This is a genomic window from Mumia sp. zg.B53 (assembly GCF_019550935.1).
In the GTDB taxonomy this organism is placed as follows: Bacteria; Actinomycetota; Actinomycetes; order Propionibacteriales; family Nocardioidaceae; genus Mumia.
On the sequence record NZ_JAHWCK010000001.1, the window covers coordinates 439,891 to 456,648 of the forward strand.

Below are 16,758 nucleotides of genomic sequence, written 5' to 3' on the forward strand. Positions count from 1 at the left end.
ACCCTCGCCACGTGGATCTCGCAAAGCGAATCGAGGCCGGCAAGGGCGACTTCGTCCTCTTTGCCATCACGCCCCCGCGGCAGTCGACGCCCGCCGATCGGTTCCCGGAGATCGCCCGCGCCACCGTCGAGCGATTGGACCACCTCAACCTCGACGGATTGGTCCTGTACGACATCGACGACGAGAGCTCCCGCAACCCGTCGGAGCGCCCGTTCCCCTTCAGCCCGACGGTTGACCCCTCCGAGTACCGGTCCGACCACTTCCAGTCGTGGCGGACGCCGGTCATCGTCTACCGGGCGATTGGCAAGTATCAGCGCGAAAGTCTGCGCATCTGGCTCTCTGAGCAGGATCCCAGCCGCACGTTGACGGTGATGGTCGGCGCCGCCTCCAGCAGCGCCTCCGGGCCGGTGTCCCTTGCCGAGGCGCAGGCGCTGCGCGCCGAGCTCAACCCGGGGTTGCTTCTCGGGGGAGTTGCGATCCCTGAGCGGCACAGTCGCCGCGAGAACGAGCACCTGCGGCTGATCTCGAAGCAAGAGGCGGGCTGTCGCTTCTTCGTCACCCAGGTCGTCTACGACGTCAACGCCGCCAAGAACCTGGTCTCTGACTACCGCTATGCGTGCCAGTCGCGAGAGATGCCTCCAGCGCCGATCGTGTTCACCTTCTCGGTCTGCGGCTCGATGAAGACCCTCGAGTTCCTTCGATGGCTCGGGGTCGACGTCCCGCGTTGGATCGAGAACGACCTGCGGCACTCGACGAACCCGCTGAGCGCTTCGTTGGAGCAAGCTGCAGCGACAGCCGCTGAACTCGCCGACTTCTGCCGCCGACTCGAGGTTCCGTTCGGCCTCAACGTGGAAAGCGTCTCGATCCGGCGCGAAGAGATCGAGGCTTCAGTGGAACTCGCGGCGCGGCTGACCGCCCAGGTTCGTTCTGGCTGAGGGCCGACGCGTCCGCACATCGGCAGGACCGCGCGAACTCATGGCTAGATGAGAGATCAGAGTTCGAGGTCGTCGTGCTCGCCTGGCTCGGCAGGGGCCATGCGGTCCTCGCCCTCCACCATGTCTTCACCTTGTTCGGGATCGAGATCCTCGAGATACCCGAGGCAAGTACGGCCAAATGGCGACAAGGCATAACCGTTCTCGGGGAGGCTTCCCGGCTTCTTGATCCGCTTGGGCTTGTCTGAGTTGGAGATCCGCTTGGCTGGGTTCTCGACTATCTTCTGAAGCTTATTCACCTCCTCTTGAAGCTCCATGATGAGTTTGTCGTGCCTGGTGTCAGAGGCATAGGCGTCAGCAGACGCCATACCCGTGCGGACGAGTTCGGCAATCACATGCTCAGTTGAATGCCTGGTTAGTTGAGCCCGCTCCGCGATGGACGCGAGGGACATTCCGCGGCGAGAGGGCGTTCGTGTGCGGAGGCCGGTTGAAGAGACTGTGGGTTTGAACGGCGGCCAGGCAACGCAGTATGAGCCGCATGCCCATCCGCTACGTCAGCCAGAATGAACTCATCGCGCTGCTACGAGACAGCCCCGACTTGCTGGCGGAGCGAGCACGTGCCTCGCTGGACCCTGCGGACATGGAACTGGTGCCGGTTTCCTCCGGCACCTTAGATCTCAGGACGGACGCACGCTCATCGGCATGTCAGGACGTTGAGCACCCCCGCCAACAACGGTCACAACGCCGCCTTTGGGACGCGACCATCCGCGTCTGGATCTCCCGCGATCCGCGCGGTCCCGCCGATGACTGGACGCTTGTACGGGGGTCAGCGCCGATCGAGGCGGCTCAGAGTTCCGAGGTCGCGGCTGGTGCTGGTCGCGAGCGCTTCGGCGGGGCGGATGTAGTGGTTGAGCAGCGTGCTGAGGTCGCGGTGGCGGGTCTGGGCGGCGATCCGTTCGATCGGGGCGCCGTTGAGCGACGCCGTGGTGGCGTGCCCGGCGCGAAGGGAGTGCCCGGTGACGGGGAGGCCCTCGAAGCCCGCCGCGTTGGCGCGGTCCTGGACGAGTCTGCTGACCGCTCGGGGGGCGATGCGTTCGGTGGTGGCGGTTCCGGATGCGTAGACCCGGGTGAAGAGCGCCGTGGCCTGCGGGGGGCGGACCTTGAGCCAGGCTTCCAGGGCGCCGATGGGGTCGGTCTGACGGTGTTGGCCGCGGGCGACGCCGACGAGCTGGCCGTGGCCGTCCTGGTCGGTCTTGGAACGCCGGACGGCCACCAGGATGCCGGTGGGCTTGGTGAGAACCGCAATAGCAGGGGCGGTGTGGTTCGTCATGGACCACACTCCCCTACCTCCGGCTACCCGTCGTCCGAGTCGGGAGAAGTAGCCTCCGGGAAGGAGGGTTCTGGAGGGTGTATCAAATCTCAGACGCTTCAGGCTCGGAGATCACAGATCTCCGAGCCTGAAATCGGTCGGGCTGACAGGATTTGAACCTGCGACCCCTTGACCCCCAGTCAAGTGCGCTACCAAGCTGCGCCACAGCCCGAAGGCCCAGAAACGCGTCCTGGACCCGACAAGCAACATTAGCAGCCGTCCCGAACCCGTTCGACACTGCCTACGAGGTCGCGCGAGGTGCCGAGCGCGGGGACGGACGACCCTGCTTGACAGCCGCCGTACGGTCGCCTCATGGCGCCGCCGCTGGTCCTGCTGCCCTCGCTGGGCGAGACGCGTGCGAGCTGGGACGCCCTCATGCCCGCCCTCTCCCGAGGGCGCGAGGTCCACGCGATCGACCTCCGTGGACATGGGGACGCGCCTTGGGAGCCCCCGTACACGTTGGACCGGATGCGTGACGACGTCATCGACCTGCTCGATGCGCAGGGCATCGACCAGGTCGACCTCGTCGGCCACTCGCTCGGCGGAGCCATCGCGTGCCAGCTCGCCGTGACGTATCCGAGCCGGGTGCGTCGTCTCGTCCTCGAAGACGTCGGCGCGCTACGACCGCGCACCCCGAGCACCCCTCAGCGGCCCGACGGACCGCAGCCCTTCGACTGGGACGTGGTCCTTGCCGTCCGCCGCCAGATCGACGACCCGGACCCCTCGTGGCGCGAGGACCTCGCGCGTGTCACAGCACCGACGCTCGTCCTCGCTGGTGGCCCCACCAGCCACGTCCCGGACGACACCATCGACGAGCTGGTGCACCGAGTCCCCGATGCGCGCCGCGTCACCATCGACGTCGGCCACCTGATCCACGCCCGGGCTCCCCAGGCATGGCTGGACACCGTGCTGCCGTTCCTCGACGGCTGAGCCTCGCGAGGCGATCGATCCCACGCGAGGCGCCTGACGTCAGCGGCGCTTGCGCTTCTCCCGTACGCGCTGGGTCAGGTGGATCGGCGATCCCTCGAACCCGAACTCCTCACGCAGCCGGCGCTCGATGAACCGGATGTACTGGTCCTCGAGCTTGCCCGACGTGAAGAGGACGAACGTGGGCGGCGCCACGCTGGCCTGGGTCCCGAAAAGCACCTTGGCCTGTTTCCCGCTGCGCACCGGGTGGGGGTGCTCGGCGACCAGACGGCCCAGGAAGGTGTTGAGGAGCCCCGTCGGGACGCGGGTGTACCAGCCGTCGAGCGCGGTGTTGAGCGCGCGCACGATGCGGTCGACGTGCCAGCCCGTCAGCGCCGTGATGTTGACCCGGGGCGCCCACTGGACCTGAACCAGCTCGCGGGTCATCTCGCGGTCGAGGTAGTAGCGTCGCTCGTCGTCGACGAGGTCCCACTTGTTGAACGCGAGGACCAGTGCGCGCCCCGCCTCCTCGACCTGGCGGATGATCCGAAGGTCCTGCTCCGAGATCGGCTCGCTCGAGTCGATGACGACGACGGCGACCTCGGCCCGCTCGATGGCCGTCGCGGTGCGCAGGCTCGCGTAGTACTCGTGGCCCGACGCCTCCTTGACCCGGCGGCGGATGCCGGCGGTGTCGATGAAGCGCCAGAGCTCGTCACCGAGCTCGACCAGCTCGTCGACCGGGTCGACGGTGGTGCCGGCGACGCTGTCCACGACCACCCGCTCCGAGCCGGCGATCCTGTTGAGGAGGCTCGACTTGCCGGCGTTGGGCCGGCCGACCAGGGCGACCCGGTGCGGTCCCTCGTCCTCGTCGTCGGTCTCCTGCGGTGCGTCGGGGAGGATCTCCAGGATGATGTCGAGGAGGTCGCCAGCGCCTCGGCCGTGAAGGGCGGAGACAGGGAACGGCTCACCGAGGCCCAGGTTCCACAAGGTCGCCGCCTCGAGCTCTCCTCGCTCGTCGTCGACCTTGTTGGCGACCAGGACGACGGGCTTGCCCGAACGACGGAGGACCTTGACGACCTGCTCGTCGGCATCGGTGATGCCCACGGTCGCATCGACGACGAACATGACGGCGTCGGCCGCGGAGACCGCCACCTCCGCCTGCGCCGCGATGCGCTCGGCGAGACCTCGGGCGTCGGGATCCCAGCCGCCGGTGTCGACCACGGTGAACTCGCGTCCGCTCCACTCGGCGTCGTACGAGACCCGGTCACGGGTCACGCCGGGGACGTCCTGGACGACGGCCTCGCGTCGCCCCAGGATGCGGTTGACCAGCGTCGACTTGCCGACGTTGGGGCGGCCGACGACGGCGAGTACGGGGACCCGTCCGCTGTCGGACTCGTTGACGGGATCGGTCATGGGGTGGTTCCTCCGAGAGCAGGGGCGGCCTTCGCAGCGAGGCGGACGACCTCGTCGATGACCTCGTCGAGCGTCAGATGGGTGGTGTCGAGCTGGATCGCGTCGCCAGCCTTGGCGAGGGGCGACGTCGTACGAGACGAGTCGATCGCGTCCCTGCGTTGGAGCGACGCAGCCGTCGCCTCGACGTGGGCGGCCTCTGCCTGCCCCTGCTCGGCCGCCCGCCGAGCGGCGCGGGCGTTCGTGTCGGCCACGAGGAAGACCTTGAGCGGCGCGTCGGGGGCCACGACGGTGCCGATGTCTCGACCCTCGAGGACGATCCCCTCCGAGGCCGCGATCGTCTCGCGCTGCAGCCTGACCAGGCGTTCGCGAACCTCCGGGACCCGGCTCACCTGGCTGACGGCATCGGTGACCTCCTGGCTGCGGATCGGACCGGAGACGTCGACACCGTCGACGGTGATCGTCGGAGCCTGCGGATCGGTGCCGGAGACGATGGTCGCGTCCGCGGCCGCGGCGGCGACCGCGGCGGCATCCTCGACGTCGGCGCCCCGCTGCAGCACCGCCCAGGTCAGGGCGCGGTACATCGCCCCGGTGTCGAGGTAGGCCAGGCCGAGCCGCGTCGCGACGCCTCGGGCCGTGCTCGACTTGCCGGACCCGGACGGGCCGTCGAGAGCGATGACAACAGGGGGCACAGAGAGGTCCTTCCTCACAGGTGGGCAGTCCAACCGCGCTCGGTGAGCGCGGCCGCGAGCTCGTCGGCGCGCTCGGAGCGGACGGTGATCTCCGCGACACCGACCGGTCGGCCGAGGTCGTGGTCGATACGCAGATCCTCGATGTTCACTCCCGATTGTCCCGTATCGCGGAAAAGGCGCCCGAGCTCGCCCGGTTGGTCGGGCACCTGGATGAACACGGTGGCCAGCGCGGCGGGCGTCTCCTCGCCGTGCTTGCCCGGGATCAGACGGGTGCCGGAGACACCGCGGCCGAGCACGTCCTCGATCGTCTGGCGGCGTTCGATGCCGTCGAGGAGCTCGTCAAGGTCGTCGCGCACACCTCGCAGCAACTCCACCAGCGGCAGCCTGTTCGCGTAGAGAATCTGGCGCCAGAGGCCGGGATCGCTGCCGGCGATGCGGGTCACGTCGCGCAGACCCTGGCCGGCCAGGGCAAGGTGGTCGGTCGGACCTCCGTGCAGGCGCGCGGCCGTCAGGACCGACATCACCTGCGGCAGGTGCGAGACACGCGCGACGGCGACGTCGTGCTCGTCCGGTGGCATCTCGACGAGCGTCGCCCCGGCCGTACGGCCGAGGTCACGGACGAGCTCCATGGCGGCGTCGGAGACGGCGGCGTGCGGGGTGATCGCCCAGGCACGCCCTTCGAAGAGGTTCTCGGAGGCGGCCGTCGGGCCGGACCGCTCGCTGCCCGCCATCGGGTGGCTCCCGACGTAGCGTTCGAGGCCATCGGTCCCGGCCGACGCGAGCGCCTGCAACGGCGGCAGCTTCACGCTGGCGACGTCGGTGACGACGGCGTCCGGCCACTCCCCCAGCGCCTCGGCGACGACCTCGGCGACGTAGTCCGGTGGAACGGCGACGACGACGAGCGCCACCCTCTCGGGAGCGGCCAGCGTGCCCGCGCCGAGCATCTCGGCGGTGCGCGCGTGCTCCGGTCTGGTGTCTCGCAGGTGCACCTCGGCGCCCGACCGCGTGAGCGCCAGCGCCAGCGAGGTGCCTACGAGTCCGCAGCCCACGACGAGGACGGGACCCGGGAGAGCACGGGACTGCGGGGCGGAGGTCACAGCTTCACGCTATCCAACAGGACCCCGAGCTCGTCCGACGTCAGGTCGCGCAGCTCCCCTGGCTTCATCCCGCCGAGGTGGATCCCCCCGAACGCCGTCCGGGTGAGCTTGACGACCGGGTGGCCGACGGCCTCCATCATGCGGCGCACGATCCGGTTGCGGCCGAGGTGGATGTCGAGCTCGACGATGCTCCGGTCGGCCGTCGTCTGCTTCACCGCGAACCGGTTGACGCGCACGGGTCCGTCGTCGAGCTCGATCCCGTCCTTCAGCCGTCGCCCGAGCCCGCGGTTGACCTCGCCCTCGACCTCGGCGACGTAGGTCTTGGTGATCTCGAACGAGGGGTGCGCCATCCGGTTCGCGAACTCGCCGTCGTTGGTGAGCAGCAGCAGTCCGCTGGTGTCGGTGTCGAGCCGGCCGACGTGGAAGAGCCGCTCCGGTCGGTCGGCGACGTACGACGAGAGGTCGCTCCGGCCGTGCTCGTCGCTCATGGTCGACACGACGCCGCGCGGCTTGTTGAGCACGAGGTACGCCTTGTCCGACGCCGGTGGGATGCGTTTGCCGTCGACGTGGATGACGTCGGTCGCGGGGTGCACGCGCAGGCCCATCACGGTGACGACCTCGCCGTTGACCGTGACGCGGCCCGCGGCCATCAGGTCCTCGCTGGCGCGACGCGAGCCCACCCCGGCCTGCGCGAGGACCTTCTGCAGACGGACACCGTCGGGGTGCTGCTCAGACATGCTCGTCTCCTTCAGGTTCGGCGCCTTCACCCTCGGGCGCCTCGGGGGTCACCGGTGCGGCGCCGCCGCCGAGGACCTCGGGATCGTCCATGTCCTCCATGCTCGGCAGGAACGGCGCCAGGTCGGGCAGCTCGTCGAGGCTGGAGAGTCCCATCCGCTCGAGGAAGTACGGAGTCGTCGCATAGAGCACGGCTCCGGTCTCGCTGTCGGTCCCGGCCTCGGCGACCAGCCCACGCGTCACGAGCGTGCGCATGACGCCGTCGACGTTGACGCCGCGGATCGCCGAGACCCGCGCCCGCGAGACCGGCTGACGGTACGCGACCACGGCCATCGTCTCCAGCGCCGCCTGCGTCAGGCGGGCCTGCTGACCCTCCAGCACGAAGCGCTCGACCGCTCCCCCGTACTCGGCCCTGGTGAAGAAGCGCCAGCCGCCGGCGATCCTGCGCAGCTCGAACCCACGGCCCTCATCGTCGTAGGAGCGCGCGAGCTCGACGAGCTCCGTCTCCACCACGGCCGGAGGGTGCCCGACGGCCGACGCGAGGGTGACGTGGTCGAGGGGCTGGTCGGCGACCATGAGGACGGCCTCGAGCGCGGGGCGCAACGGGTACGCCTCGGGCGGCTCCTCCGGGTCCTGCGGGTCCTCCCGGTTCGGCTGATCGGCAGGACCGGTCGGCCCGGTCGCGTCACTGTCGTCCATCTGCATCCTCGGTCTCGGGTTCGTTCCCGGCTCGTGCCCCGTCGTGTACGTCGTCCGGTGCGCCCACGGGTACGGCGTCGGACTCGTCGAACTCCGCGCTCACCTCGACCTCGCCGTCCTCTGTGCCCGTCCACCGGATCGTGAGCTCGCCGAGCGGCGTGACCTGGTCGAACGAGACGACGCTCTCGCGGAACAGCTCCAGCAGGGCGAGAAACCGAGCCACCTTCGTCAACGTGTCTGGGGCGTCGGCCACCAGCGCGCGGAAGGTCATCGAGGTGCCGCGCCGCAGCCGCTCGACGACCAGGACCGCCTGCTCCCTGACACTGACCTGCGGTGCGTGCAGGTGCGTCAGCGAGAGAACCTGCGGCACCTTCGGCTGCATGGCTCTCGCGGCGAGCAGGGCAAGATCGTCCGGACCGATGCTGATCAGCACCTCGGGCAGCAGCGTGGCGAAGCGGGGCTCCAGCGCCACCGACCGAGGGAACCGCTTCGACTCGTCCGCCAGCCGCGCCTGCATCCGCGCCGCGACGAGCTTGAACGCGCGGTACTGGAGCAGCCGGGCGAACAACAGGTCGCGTGCCTCGAGCAGCGCCAGGTCCTCCTCGTCCTCGACGTCGGCCTGCGGCAGGAGCCGTGCGGCCTTGAGGTCGAGCAAGGTCGAGGCGACGAGGAGGAACTCGGTCGTCTGCTCGAGGTCGCCGTCCGGGCCCATCGCCTTGAGGTGGGCGATGAACTCGACGGTGACCTTGGACAGCGCGATCTCGGTGATGTCGAGCTTGTGCTTGGCGATCAGCTGCAGCAGCAGGTCGAACGGACCCTCGTACGCGTCGAGGTGCACGACGAACCCAGCGGGTTCGCTCACGTCGCCCCGAGTCGCCGGGCGAGCTCGCCGTCGGCACCGTTCTCGGCGTACTCAGCCAGCGCCATCGCGACCGCCTCGCGGATCAGCCGTCCGCGGTCCAACGTCTGTCCGAGGTCGCGCCGCAGCTCCAGGCGGGCCGCCTCGAGATCGAGGAGCTCCGCGGAGTTCATGTAGACGGTGACCTTGCTGTCGTGCTTGACCCGCCCGCCGGGGCGTCCGGCGTCCGCGGCCCCGTCGCCCTCTGCAGACGCAGCAGAGCCTGGGTGCTCCGGGGCGGTGGTCGGTCGGAACAGCTCGTCGGCGCCAGGCAGCTTCACACGCCGGGGCACCGGACGAGCACCTCCCGAGCAAGCTGGCGATAGGCCTCGGCACCCTTGGACTCGGGTGCGAAATCAGTGATCGGCTCCCCCGCCACGGTGGCGTCGGAGAACTTCACCGTACGGCGGATGACGGTGTGGAAGACCTTGTCTCCCCACCCGTCGACCAGGGTCTGCAGCACCTCTCGGCTGTGGAGCGTCCGGCTGTCGTACATCGTCCCGAGGAGACCGATGATGTCCAGGTCGAAGTTGGTGCGCTGGCGGACCTTCTCGATCGTCTCCTTGAGCAGCGCCACACCGCGCAGCGCGAAGTATTCGCACTCGAGCGGGATCAGGACGCCGTCGGAGGCGGTCAGCGCGTTGACGGCGAGCAGGCCGAGCGACGGCTGGCAGTCGATCAGGATGACGTCGTAGTCGTTGAGGACCGGCCGGAGCATCCGGGCCAGCGTCTGCTCGCGGCCCACCTCGTGCACCAGGCTCATCTCGGCGCCTGACAGGTCGATGCTCGACGGCAGCAGGTGGAGGTTGGCGGTGCGGGTCTTGAGCAGCACGTCCGGCACGTCGACGTCGTCGTGCATGAGCAGGTGGTAGACCGTGGCCTCGAGATCGTGGGCCGGGAAGCCGAGGCCGACGGTCAGGGAGGCCTGCGGGTCGAAGTCGACGAGGAGGACCCGACGACCTGCCTCGGCCAGCGCGGCACCGAGGTTGATGGCCGTCGTCGTCTTGCCGACGCCGCCCTTCTGGTTGCACAGGGCGATGACATAGGCGGGTCCTCCGCTCGGGGGCCCCGCGGCGGGGAACTCCGGCATGGGCCGGCCGGTCGGGCCGATCTCGGCGCCGGCCGACGGGAGCTCGCTGAGCAGATCGCGGTGCTGGTTCATGCGCTCTCGATCCCGTGGTGGTGGCTGACTGGACTGTACCAAGTCGACAAGTCTCCACCCTGGCGCCGCGCGGCGTGTCGGCGGCGCTACGCGAGGGCGCGTGGATGTGCCGTGGCATACACCTCGCGCAGCTTGTCGATGGTCACCAGCGTGTAGACCTGCGTCGTGGTGACCGAGGCGTGCCCGAGCAGCTCCTGGACGACGCGGACGTCGGCGCCCCCGTCCAGCAGATGGGTGGCGTAGGAATGGCGGAGCGTGTGCGGCGAGACGTCGACGGTGATGCCGGCCCGTTGTGCAGCCTTCGCGAGAACCGCCCAGGCGCTCTGCCTCGACAGCCGACCGCCTCGGGAGTTGAGGAAGACCGCTCCACCCGGGGTCCGCGCGCTCACCAGTCCCGGCCGCACTCCTTCGAGATAAGCCCGTACGGCCTCCTGGGCGAAGCGCCCGACCGGGACGATGCGCTGCTTGCCGCCCTTGCCGCGCAGCAGCACCTCACCGGCCTCGAGATCGAGGTCGTCGACGTCGAGCCCGACGGCCTCCGAGATCCGGGCACCCGTGCCGTACAGGAGCTCCAGCAGGGCCCGGTCACGTGTCGCCAGCGCGGTGCCCGCCGATCCGGAGGCGTCCAGCAACGCCTCGACCTCCTCGACCGCGAGGGCCTTGGGAAGTCGCCGCGGCGGTGCCGGTGGCTTCACCTCCGCCGCGGCGTCGCGTCCGATGACGCCCTCGCGGAGCGCGAACTTGTGAAGGCCCCGGGCCGCGACGAGCGTGCGGGCCGCGCTGGGCGCGCTGAGCGGCGGATGGTCGTCGTCTCCCTCCCGCAGCGCGGCGAGGAAGTCCGTCACGTCGGCCTCCGCGATCTCGTCCAGGGACGCGATCCCCCGCTCCCCGAGATAGGCGGAGTAGCGGCGCAGGTCCCTGCGGTACGAGGAGAGCGTGTTGGCGGCGAGGCCCCGCTCGACGCCCAGGTGGCTGAGGTACTCCTCGACGAGCCGACCAACGTCGCTTCGGCCGGCTTCGCTCACGAGACCCCCACGACCGCGTCGGGCGAGACGTACGTCATGGCGTGCGCCTCCGCGACCCCCTCGTTGGTCACCGAGCCGTCGTGGACGTTGAGACCGGCGCGGAGGGCAGGGTCCAGCCGCAGCCCCTCGCGCCACCCGTGCTCGGCGAGCGCCAGGACGTACGGCATGGTCACGTTGGTCAGCGCGTACGTCGACGTGTGCGGCACCGCACCAGGCATGTTCGCGACGCAGTAGAACACCGACCGCTCGACCGCGAACGTCGGCGCGAGGTGCGTGGTCGGACGCGAGTCCTCGAAGCAGCCGCCCTGGTCGATCGCGATGTCGACGAGCACGCTGCCGGGTCGCATCGTGGCGACCATCTCGTGGGTCACCAGGCGCGGCGCCTTGGCTCCCGGGACGAGCACCGCGCCGATGACGAGATCGGCCTCAGCCACCGCGCCCTCGACCTGATAGCGGTTCGAGGCGACGGTCTGGAGCCGTCCGCCGAACTCCGCGTCGAGCTGGCGCAGCCGGCCGACGTTGATGTCGAACAGGGAGACACGTGCCCCCATGCCCAGCGCGATCGCGGCAGCGTTGCGGCCGGACACGCCCCCACCGAGGACGACGACGTCGGCCGGATGCACTCCGGGCACGCCGCCCATGAGCACGCCGCGGCCCTCGGGGGCCAGCAGGTGGTAGGCACCCACCTGGGACGCGAGGCGTCCCGCCACCTCGCTCATCGGCGCGAGGAGCGGGAGCGCCCGGTCGGCGGTCTGCACGGTCTCGTACGCGATCGCCGTGGTCCCGGCCGCCAGCAACGCCTCGGTGCACTCTCGCGACGCGGCGAGGTGCAGGTAGGTGAAGAGCACCTGGTCGGGTCGCAGCCGGGCGTACTCCTCGGGGATCGGCTCCTTGACCTTCAGCAGCAGGTCAGCGGCCGCCCAGACCCCCTCGGCACCGGGGAGGATGTCAGCCCCGGCACGCACGAACTCGCCGTCGGAGATCGAGGAGCCCTCGCCGGCTCCGGCCTCGACGAGCACGTCGTGGCCCGCCTCCCGAAGCTCACGCACTCCCGCCGGGGTGATCGCGACGCGGTACTCGTGGACCTTGACCTCGCGTGGGACGCCGATCCTCATCGTGCACTCCTCCCGGACCGCTCATGACAGCGTTGCCGCTGGGCGGTCGTCGACACAGCCGATCCTAGGCGGACGTGTCCCCGTGTGCGCGCACCTGACCCGCCAGCAGCCCAGCGACGGCCAGGGCGTTGGTGATCCGCCCGTCGAGCACGGCCGCGACCGCGTCGCCCAGCGGGACCCACACGCTCGTCATGTCGGCCTCCTCGTCCAGCCGCTCGGTGCGGGCGTCATCGGCGACGGCCTCGAGCCCTTGCGCGAGGTAGACCTCGACCCGCTCGTCGGTGAATCCGGGCGACGAGCGGAGGGTGACGAGGTGCGACCACTCCGAGGCGACGAGGTCCGTCTCCTCGGCCAGCTCGCGCGCCGCGGCGTCGGCGGCCGACTCGCCCTCGATGTCCAGGAGCCCGGCCGGGAGCTCGACGAGCCGCTCTCGGACGGGATGCCTGTACTGCTCGAGCAGGAGGACGCGCCCCTGGTCGTCGAGCGCCACCACTCCCACCGCGTCGTCGTGGCGGACGGTCGTCCGGTTGATCGTGCCGCCCTCGGGCGTCTCGACCTGATCCAGGACGACGTCGACGAACGCCGACGCGTACGGGGTCTCGCTGCTGCGGACCTGCCACGACTCGGCGCGGTCCTCGAGCTGCTCGCCCGGAGCGAGCAGGAGACCGGGCAGGGTGGGGTGCGCGACGCGCGTCGCCGCGCTCACGCGGTGACTTCGGCGGGACGTCGACGCAGACCCGACTCGTCGACCGGCAGACGCATCTCGCGCTGCCGGGCGAGCGCCGCAGCGACAAGACCGGCGAACAGCGGGTGCGGACGGGTCGGGCGCGACCGCAGCTCGGGGTGCGCCTGGGTGCCCACGTAGTACGGGTGGACCTCGCGCGGCAGCTCGACGAACTCGACCAGGTGGTTGTCGGGCGAGACGCCGGAGAACGACAGCCCGGCCTTCTCGAGCGTGTCGCGGTAGCCGTTGTTGACCTCGTAGCGGTGCCGGTGGCGCTCCTCGACCTCGGTGGCGCCGTACGCCTCCGCGACGACCGAACCCGGCGTCAGGCGAGCGGCGTAGAGACCGAGACGCATCGTGCCGCCGAGGTCGCCGGCGCCCTCGACGTACGCCTCCTGCTCGGCCATCGTCGCGATGACGGGGTGCTCGGTGGCGGGGTCGAACTCCGTCGAGCTGGCGTCGGGGATGTCGGCGAACGAGCGCGCGTACTCGATGACCATGCACTGCAGGCCGAGGCAGAGCCCGAGGGTGGGCACCTGGTGCTCGCGCGTCCAGGTCAGCGCACCGAGCTTGCCCTCGATGCCGCGGATGCCGAACCCGCCCGGGACGCACACGGCATCGACGTCGCCGAGCCACTGCTGAGCGCCTGCCGGCGTGGCGCACTCGTCGGACGGCACCCACTTCACGCGGACCTTGGCGTCGTGCTCGAAGCCGCCGGCCCGCAGTGCCTCGACCACCGAGAGGTAGGCGTCGGGAAGGTCGACGTACTTGCCGACGAGCGCGACGGTGACCTCCTCCTCCGGCTCGTGGACGCGGCGCAGGAGCTGGTCCCACTGCTTCCAGTCGACGTCACGGAACGGGAGGTCGAGACGGCGTACGACGTAGGCGTCGAGGCCCTCGGTGTGCAGGACCTTCGGGATGTCGTAGATCGACGGCGCGTCGATCGCGTTGACGACCGCCTCGGCGTCGACGTCGCACATCAGCGAGATCTTGCGCTTGACGCTCACCGGGACCTCCCGGTCGGAGCGGCACACGATGGCGTCGGGCTGGATGCCGATCGAGCGCAGGGCGGCCACCGAGTGCTGTGTCGGCTTGGTCTTGAGCTCCCCCGACGGACCGATGTAGGGGACGAGCGAGACGTGCAGGAAGAAGCAGTTGTCGCGGCCGATCTCGTGGCGGACCTGGCGCGCGGACTCGAGGAACGGCTGCGACTCGATGTCACCGACGGTGCCACCGATCTCGTGGATCACCACGTCGACGGCAGGCCCGCCCATGGTGAGCATGCGGTCCTTGATCTCGTTGGTGATGTGCGGGATCACCTGGACGGTGTCGCCGAGGTAGTCGCCACGACGCTCACGGGCGATGACCTCGGAGTAGACCTGACCCGTCGTCACGTTGGCGCGACCGACGAGGTCCTCGTCGAGGAACCGCTCGTAGTGGCCGATGTCGAGGTCGGTCTCGGCCCCGTCGTTGGTGACGAACACCTCGCCGTGCTGGAACGGGTTCATGGTGCCCGGGTCGACGTTGAGGTAGGGGTCGAGCTTCTGCATCGTGACGCGCAGACCGCGGGACTTGAGGAGCCGGCCCAGGCTGGACGCCGTGAGGCCCTTGCCGAGCGAGGAAGCCACGCCGCCGGTGACGAAGACGTGCTTGGTGGGCACCGAGTTTGCCAAGGGAACTCCCGTGATCGTGTGTGTTGCCGGGTCGGCGTCCGGTTGGTCCGGACGACGCGTGGCACGTCAGTGGAACACAGGCGGATCAATGCACATGTTCACGGGATTTCACCCTATCAAGGTCCGGCAACGTCCGGGACCTCCGCGGGGCGTGGCGCGTGCGACCTGCGACACCTCGGCCGGCCAGGCCGAGGTCATCCGGGCGTTGGCAGATCACCGTCGGCCGCGCCCGAGGTGCCGAAGTGTCCGGCCTTCCCGCTGCTCTCCTGCTGCAGGGCGGTCACGAGGGCGACGTCTCCGAACGGCACCCCGACCACGTCGACCGTCGACACGCTCTCGGCAGACGGCGACGCGCGGACGGCCTCGACCGCGCCGTCGGGGGCACCCGAGCCCACCGGGCCGACCACGAGGCTCCCCAGGCCCGCTGAGTCCATCCCGGAGACCATGGTGGCCAACAGCTCACCGCGTCCACTCTCGAAGGTCTCGTCCGTCCCCGCGACCACCAGCGCCAGCTGAGCGCGCGACGCCGGCGCCTGCGCGGTCCCCACCAGCTTCGCCTCGGTGAGTGCCGACACGATCGTCTGCGCGGGGGCGTCCACCGCGGTCGTCGCCTTCGCCGCGAGCCCACGTCCCAGCGCGGCTCCGACCACCTCGTAGTTGGCGAGCCCATCGGTCGGCGTGTCGGTCACGCCCTTCAAGGTCTGCTGGGCGACGCCTACAGCGAGCTGGCGGTCAGCAGGATCGAGCATGCGGTCGGTGACGGCCACCGAACCGACCACCGTGGCTCCGGCCGCCTTCAGTGCGGCGTCGACGGAGTCGACGGTCGAGTCCGCGGCCCCAGGCAGGGTGACCATCACGACCGACCTGCCGGTGAGCCGGCCGGCCAGCGGTGCCGCACCGAGCTGGTCGCGGTAGGCCTCGGCGAGGCCGCGGGCAGCGACGTCCTCAGGAGTGTCCTCGGCCGACCTGGAGGTGTCCGCGGCGGCGGGCGGGGCCTCGGCACCGTCGAGCACACCGGTCCCGAGAGCGATACCGCCGGCGAGAGCGAGCAGGAGCGCAGCGGCGACGACGAGCAGCGAGCGGACGGGCATCAGGCACGGGCTTCCTGGATCGCGGTGGACAGCCAGTCGCGGGCGGAGTCGAACCACTCTCCCCCGACCGGGGTGGTCGCGATCGCCGCCCCCAGGGCGACCAGGGCGACGAGCAGGACCAGGAGCACCTGGAGCCAGGTGAACCGCGGACGGTGAAGCCCTGTGATCGCCTTGGCGTCCACGAGCGTCGCGCCGAGGCGAAGGCGGGTGAGGAACCGGGTGGCGCCTCCCGAGCGGGCGGAGTCGAGGAACTCCTCGAGAGTCCCGAAGCCGCCGACGGTCACGACGACCCGGGCGCCCCGCGCATCCGCGAGGAGCAGCGCCGCCTCCTCCGACCCGCTAGCACCGGGAAAGCCCACCGACGTGCGCTGCAGTCGCTCCAGGCGCTCCTCCGACTCCGCGTGACGACGAGACCCCGTGACGACGACCTCCCCGGCGACCCGCAGGGTGCGATCGCTCATCTGCGCGATGTCACCCACCACGACCGCCGGTTCGTAGCCCGCGGCCATCAGCGCGTCGGCGCCGGAGTCGACACCGACCAGGACCGGCTTGCGCTCCTTCAGATAGCGCTTCATCGACCGGATCTCGGCGCGGGCGTCCGCGCCCGGCAGCACGACGACGACCTCGCGATCGGCGAGGCTCGTGGTGAGCTCCGGCACGCCGACGCCCTCGAGGAGCATGGCGTGCTCGCGGCGCAGGTACTCGCCGCTGTTGGCCGCCAGCGTCTCCATCTGCCTCGACATGCCGTTGCGTCCGCGGCTCAGCATCTCCTCGACCGCCGTCGCGTCCACGAGCGTGCCCTCGGCCACGGGCTCGTCGCCACGGACGAGCCGCGTCCCGTCGAGTCCGACCGTTTCGCCGTCCTTGAGCGACGTGAGGACCTCGGAGCCGACGGCGTCGAGCAGAGGTACGCCCGCACCCACCAGCACCTGGGGGCCGAGATTCGGATAGCGCCCCGTGCTGGAGGTGGCGGCGTTGACGACCGCTACGACCCCCCGCTCACGGAGCTCTTCGGCGGCACTGCGGTCCAGGTCCGGCAGGTCCGCCACGGCCACGTCGCCGGAGCGGACGCGTCTGATGTCTCGTGCGCTGCGTACGAGGCGTACCGGTCCCATGACGTCGAGGTCGGTGTCGCGAGGCGTACGGCGGAGGTTCAGCAGGCTCACCGACGCCATGCTGCCACCGGCCCTGCGGGGATCGGCGCACCCTGGGCCGTCCGGCGTGTCCGGA

The 16,758-nt window shown here is 70.3% G+C and carries 18 protein-coding genes and 1 tRNA gene; 2 read left to right on the forward strand and 17 right to left on the reverse strand.

Going from position 1 to position 16,758, the window contains the following annotated elements:
* The first annotated feature begins 11 nt into the window (after nt 1-11).
* Nucleotides 12-935, forward strand: a complete 924-nt coding sequence (locus KV102_RS19440; protein ID WP_220345180.1) for a methylenetetrahydrofolate reductase — start codon at nt 12-14, stop codon at nt 933-935.
* 56 nt (nt 936-991) lie between these two features.
* Here the strand turns inward: KV102_RS19440 and KV102_RS02260 are convergent, their stop codons facing one another.
* The 3 genes from KV102_RS02260 to KV102_RS02270 all read right to left on the reverse strand — a co-directional run bounded on the left by KV102_RS02260 (nt 992) and on the right by KV102_RS02270 (nt 2,473).
* Nucleotides 992-1,327: a hypothetical protein gene (locus KV102_RS02260; protein WP_220345181.1), complete on the reverse strand. Its 336-nt coding sequence runs from the start codon at nt 1,325-1,327 to the stop codon at nt 992-994.
* A gap of 431 nt (nt 1,328-1,758) precedes the next feature.
* Nucleotides 1,759-2,262, reverse strand: coding sequence for a tyrosine-type recombinase/integrase (locus KV102_RS02265; RefSeq protein WP_220345182.1), 504 nt, complete (start codon nt 2,260-2,262; stop codon nt 1,759-1,761).
* A gap of 137 nt (nt 2,263-2,399) precedes the next feature.
* Nucleotides 2,400-2,473, reverse strand: a tRNA-Pro gene (locus KV102_RS02270).
* Between the two features lie 140 nt (nt 2,474-2,613).
* On the opposite strand from KV102_RS02270, the gene KV102_RS02275 reads away from it, so the two are divergent.
* On the forward strand, nt 2,614-3,231 hold the full coding sequence (locus KV102_RS02275) for an alpha/beta fold hydrolase (RefSeq protein ID WP_220345183.1): 618 nt from the start codon (nt 2,614-2,616) through the stop codon (nt 3,229-3,231).
* A gap of 39 nt (nt 3,232-3,270) precedes the next feature.
* Here the strand turns inward: KV102_RS02275 and der are convergent, their stop codons facing one another.
* The 14 genes from der to steA all read right to left on the reverse strand — a co-directional run bounded on the left by der (nt 3,271) and on the right by steA (nt 16,694).
* Nucleotides 3,271-4,620: a ribosome biogenesis GTPase Der gene (gene der / locus KV102_RS02280; protein WP_220341814.1), complete on the reverse strand. Its 1,350-nt coding sequence runs from the start codon at nt 4,618-4,620 to the stop codon at nt 3,271-3,273.
* On the reverse strand, nt 4,617-5,309 hold the full coding sequence (gene cmk / locus KV102_RS02285; RefSeq protein WP_308290203.1) for a (d)CMP kinase: 693 nt from the start codon (nt 5,307-5,309) through the stop codon (nt 4,617-4,619). Before cmk ends, der begins: the two co-directional genes overlap by 4 nt.
* Before the next feature lie 14 nt (nt 5,310-5,323).
* Complete coding sequence (locus KV102_RS02290; RefSeq protein ID WP_220341816.1) at nt 5,324-6,406, reverse strand: prephenate dehydrogenase; 1,083 nt, start codon at nt 6,404-6,406, stop codon at nt 5,324-5,326.
* Nucleotides 6,403-7,143, reverse strand: a complete 741-nt coding sequence (locus KV102_RS02295; protein WP_220345185.1) for a pseudouridine synthase — start codon at nt 7,141-7,143, stop codon at nt 6,403-6,405. Before KV102_RS02295 ends, KV102_RS02290 begins: the two co-directional genes overlap by 4 nt.
* Complete coding sequence (gene scpB / locus KV102_RS02300) at nt 7,136-7,840, reverse strand: SMC-Scp complex subunit ScpB (RefSeq protein ID WP_220345186.1); 705 nt, start codon at nt 7,838-7,840, stop codon at nt 7,136-7,138. The genes KV102_RS02295 and scpB overlap by 8 nt, the downstream gene beginning before the upstream one ends.
* Nucleotides 7,827-8,702 carry a ScpA family protein gene (locus tag KV102_RS02305; protein ID WP_220345187.1) on the reverse strand — a complete coding sequence of 292 codons (876 nt, stop codon included), beginning with the start codon at nt 8,700-8,702 and terminating at the stop codon, nt 7,827-7,829. Before KV102_RS02305 ends, scpB begins: the two co-directional genes overlap by 14 nt.
* Complete coding sequence (locus tag KV102_RS02310) at nt 8,699-9,031, reverse strand: hypothetical protein (RefSeq protein WP_220345188.1); 333 nt, start codon at nt 9,029-9,031, stop codon at nt 8,699-8,701. Before KV102_RS02310 ends, KV102_RS02305 begins: the two co-directional genes overlap by 4 nt.
* Complete coding sequence (locus tag KV102_RS02315) at nt 9,016-9,900, reverse strand: ParA family protein (RefSeq protein WP_220345189.1); 885 nt, start codon at nt 9,898-9,900, stop codon at nt 9,016-9,018. Before KV102_RS02315 ends, KV102_RS02310 begins: the two co-directional genes overlap by 16 nt.
* Nucleotides 9,901-9,986: 86 nt before the next feature.
* Nucleotides 9,987-10,925, reverse strand: coding sequence for a site-specific tyrosine recombinase XerD (gene xerD / locus KV102_RS02320; protein WP_220345190.1), 939 nt, complete (start codon nt 10,923-10,925; stop codon nt 9,987-9,989).
* The gene (gene ald, locus KV102_RS02325; RefSeq protein ID WP_220345191.1) at nt 10,922-12,040 is read right to left on the reverse strand and encodes an alanine dehydrogenase; all 1,119 of its coding nucleotides are present in this window, start codon (nt 12,038-12,040) and stop codon (nt 10,922-10,924) included. Before ald ends, xerD begins: the two co-directional genes overlap by 4 nt.
* Nucleotides 12,041-12,104: 64 nt before the next feature.
* Nucleotides 12,105-12,746: an NUDIX domain-containing protein gene (locus tag KV102_RS02330; RefSeq protein WP_220345192.1), complete on the reverse strand. Its 642-nt coding sequence runs from the start codon at nt 12,744-12,746 to the stop codon at nt 12,105-12,107.
* Nucleotides 12,743-14,437, reverse strand: coding sequence for a CTP synthase (locus KV102_RS02335; RefSeq protein ID WP_220341825.1), 1,695 nt, complete (start codon nt 14,435-14,437; stop codon nt 12,743-12,745). The genes KV102_RS02330 and KV102_RS02335 overlap by 4 nt, the downstream gene beginning before the upstream one ends.
* Nucleotides 14,438-14,631: 194 nt before the next feature.
* Nucleotides 14,632-15,528 carry a copper transporter gene (locus KV102_RS02340; protein ID WP_220341826.1) on the reverse strand — a complete coding sequence of 299 codons (897 nt, stop codon included), beginning with the start codon at nt 15,526-15,528 and terminating at the stop codon, nt 14,632-14,634.
* Complete coding sequence (steA, locus tag KV102_RS02345; protein ID WP_220345193.1) at nt 15,528-16,694, reverse strand: putative cytokinetic ring protein SteA; 1,167 nt, start codon at nt 16,692-16,694, stop codon at nt 15,528-15,530. The genes KV102_RS02340 and steA overlap by 1 nt, the downstream gene beginning before the upstream one ends.
* Between the last annotated feature and the right edge of the window lie 64 nt (nt 16,695-16,758).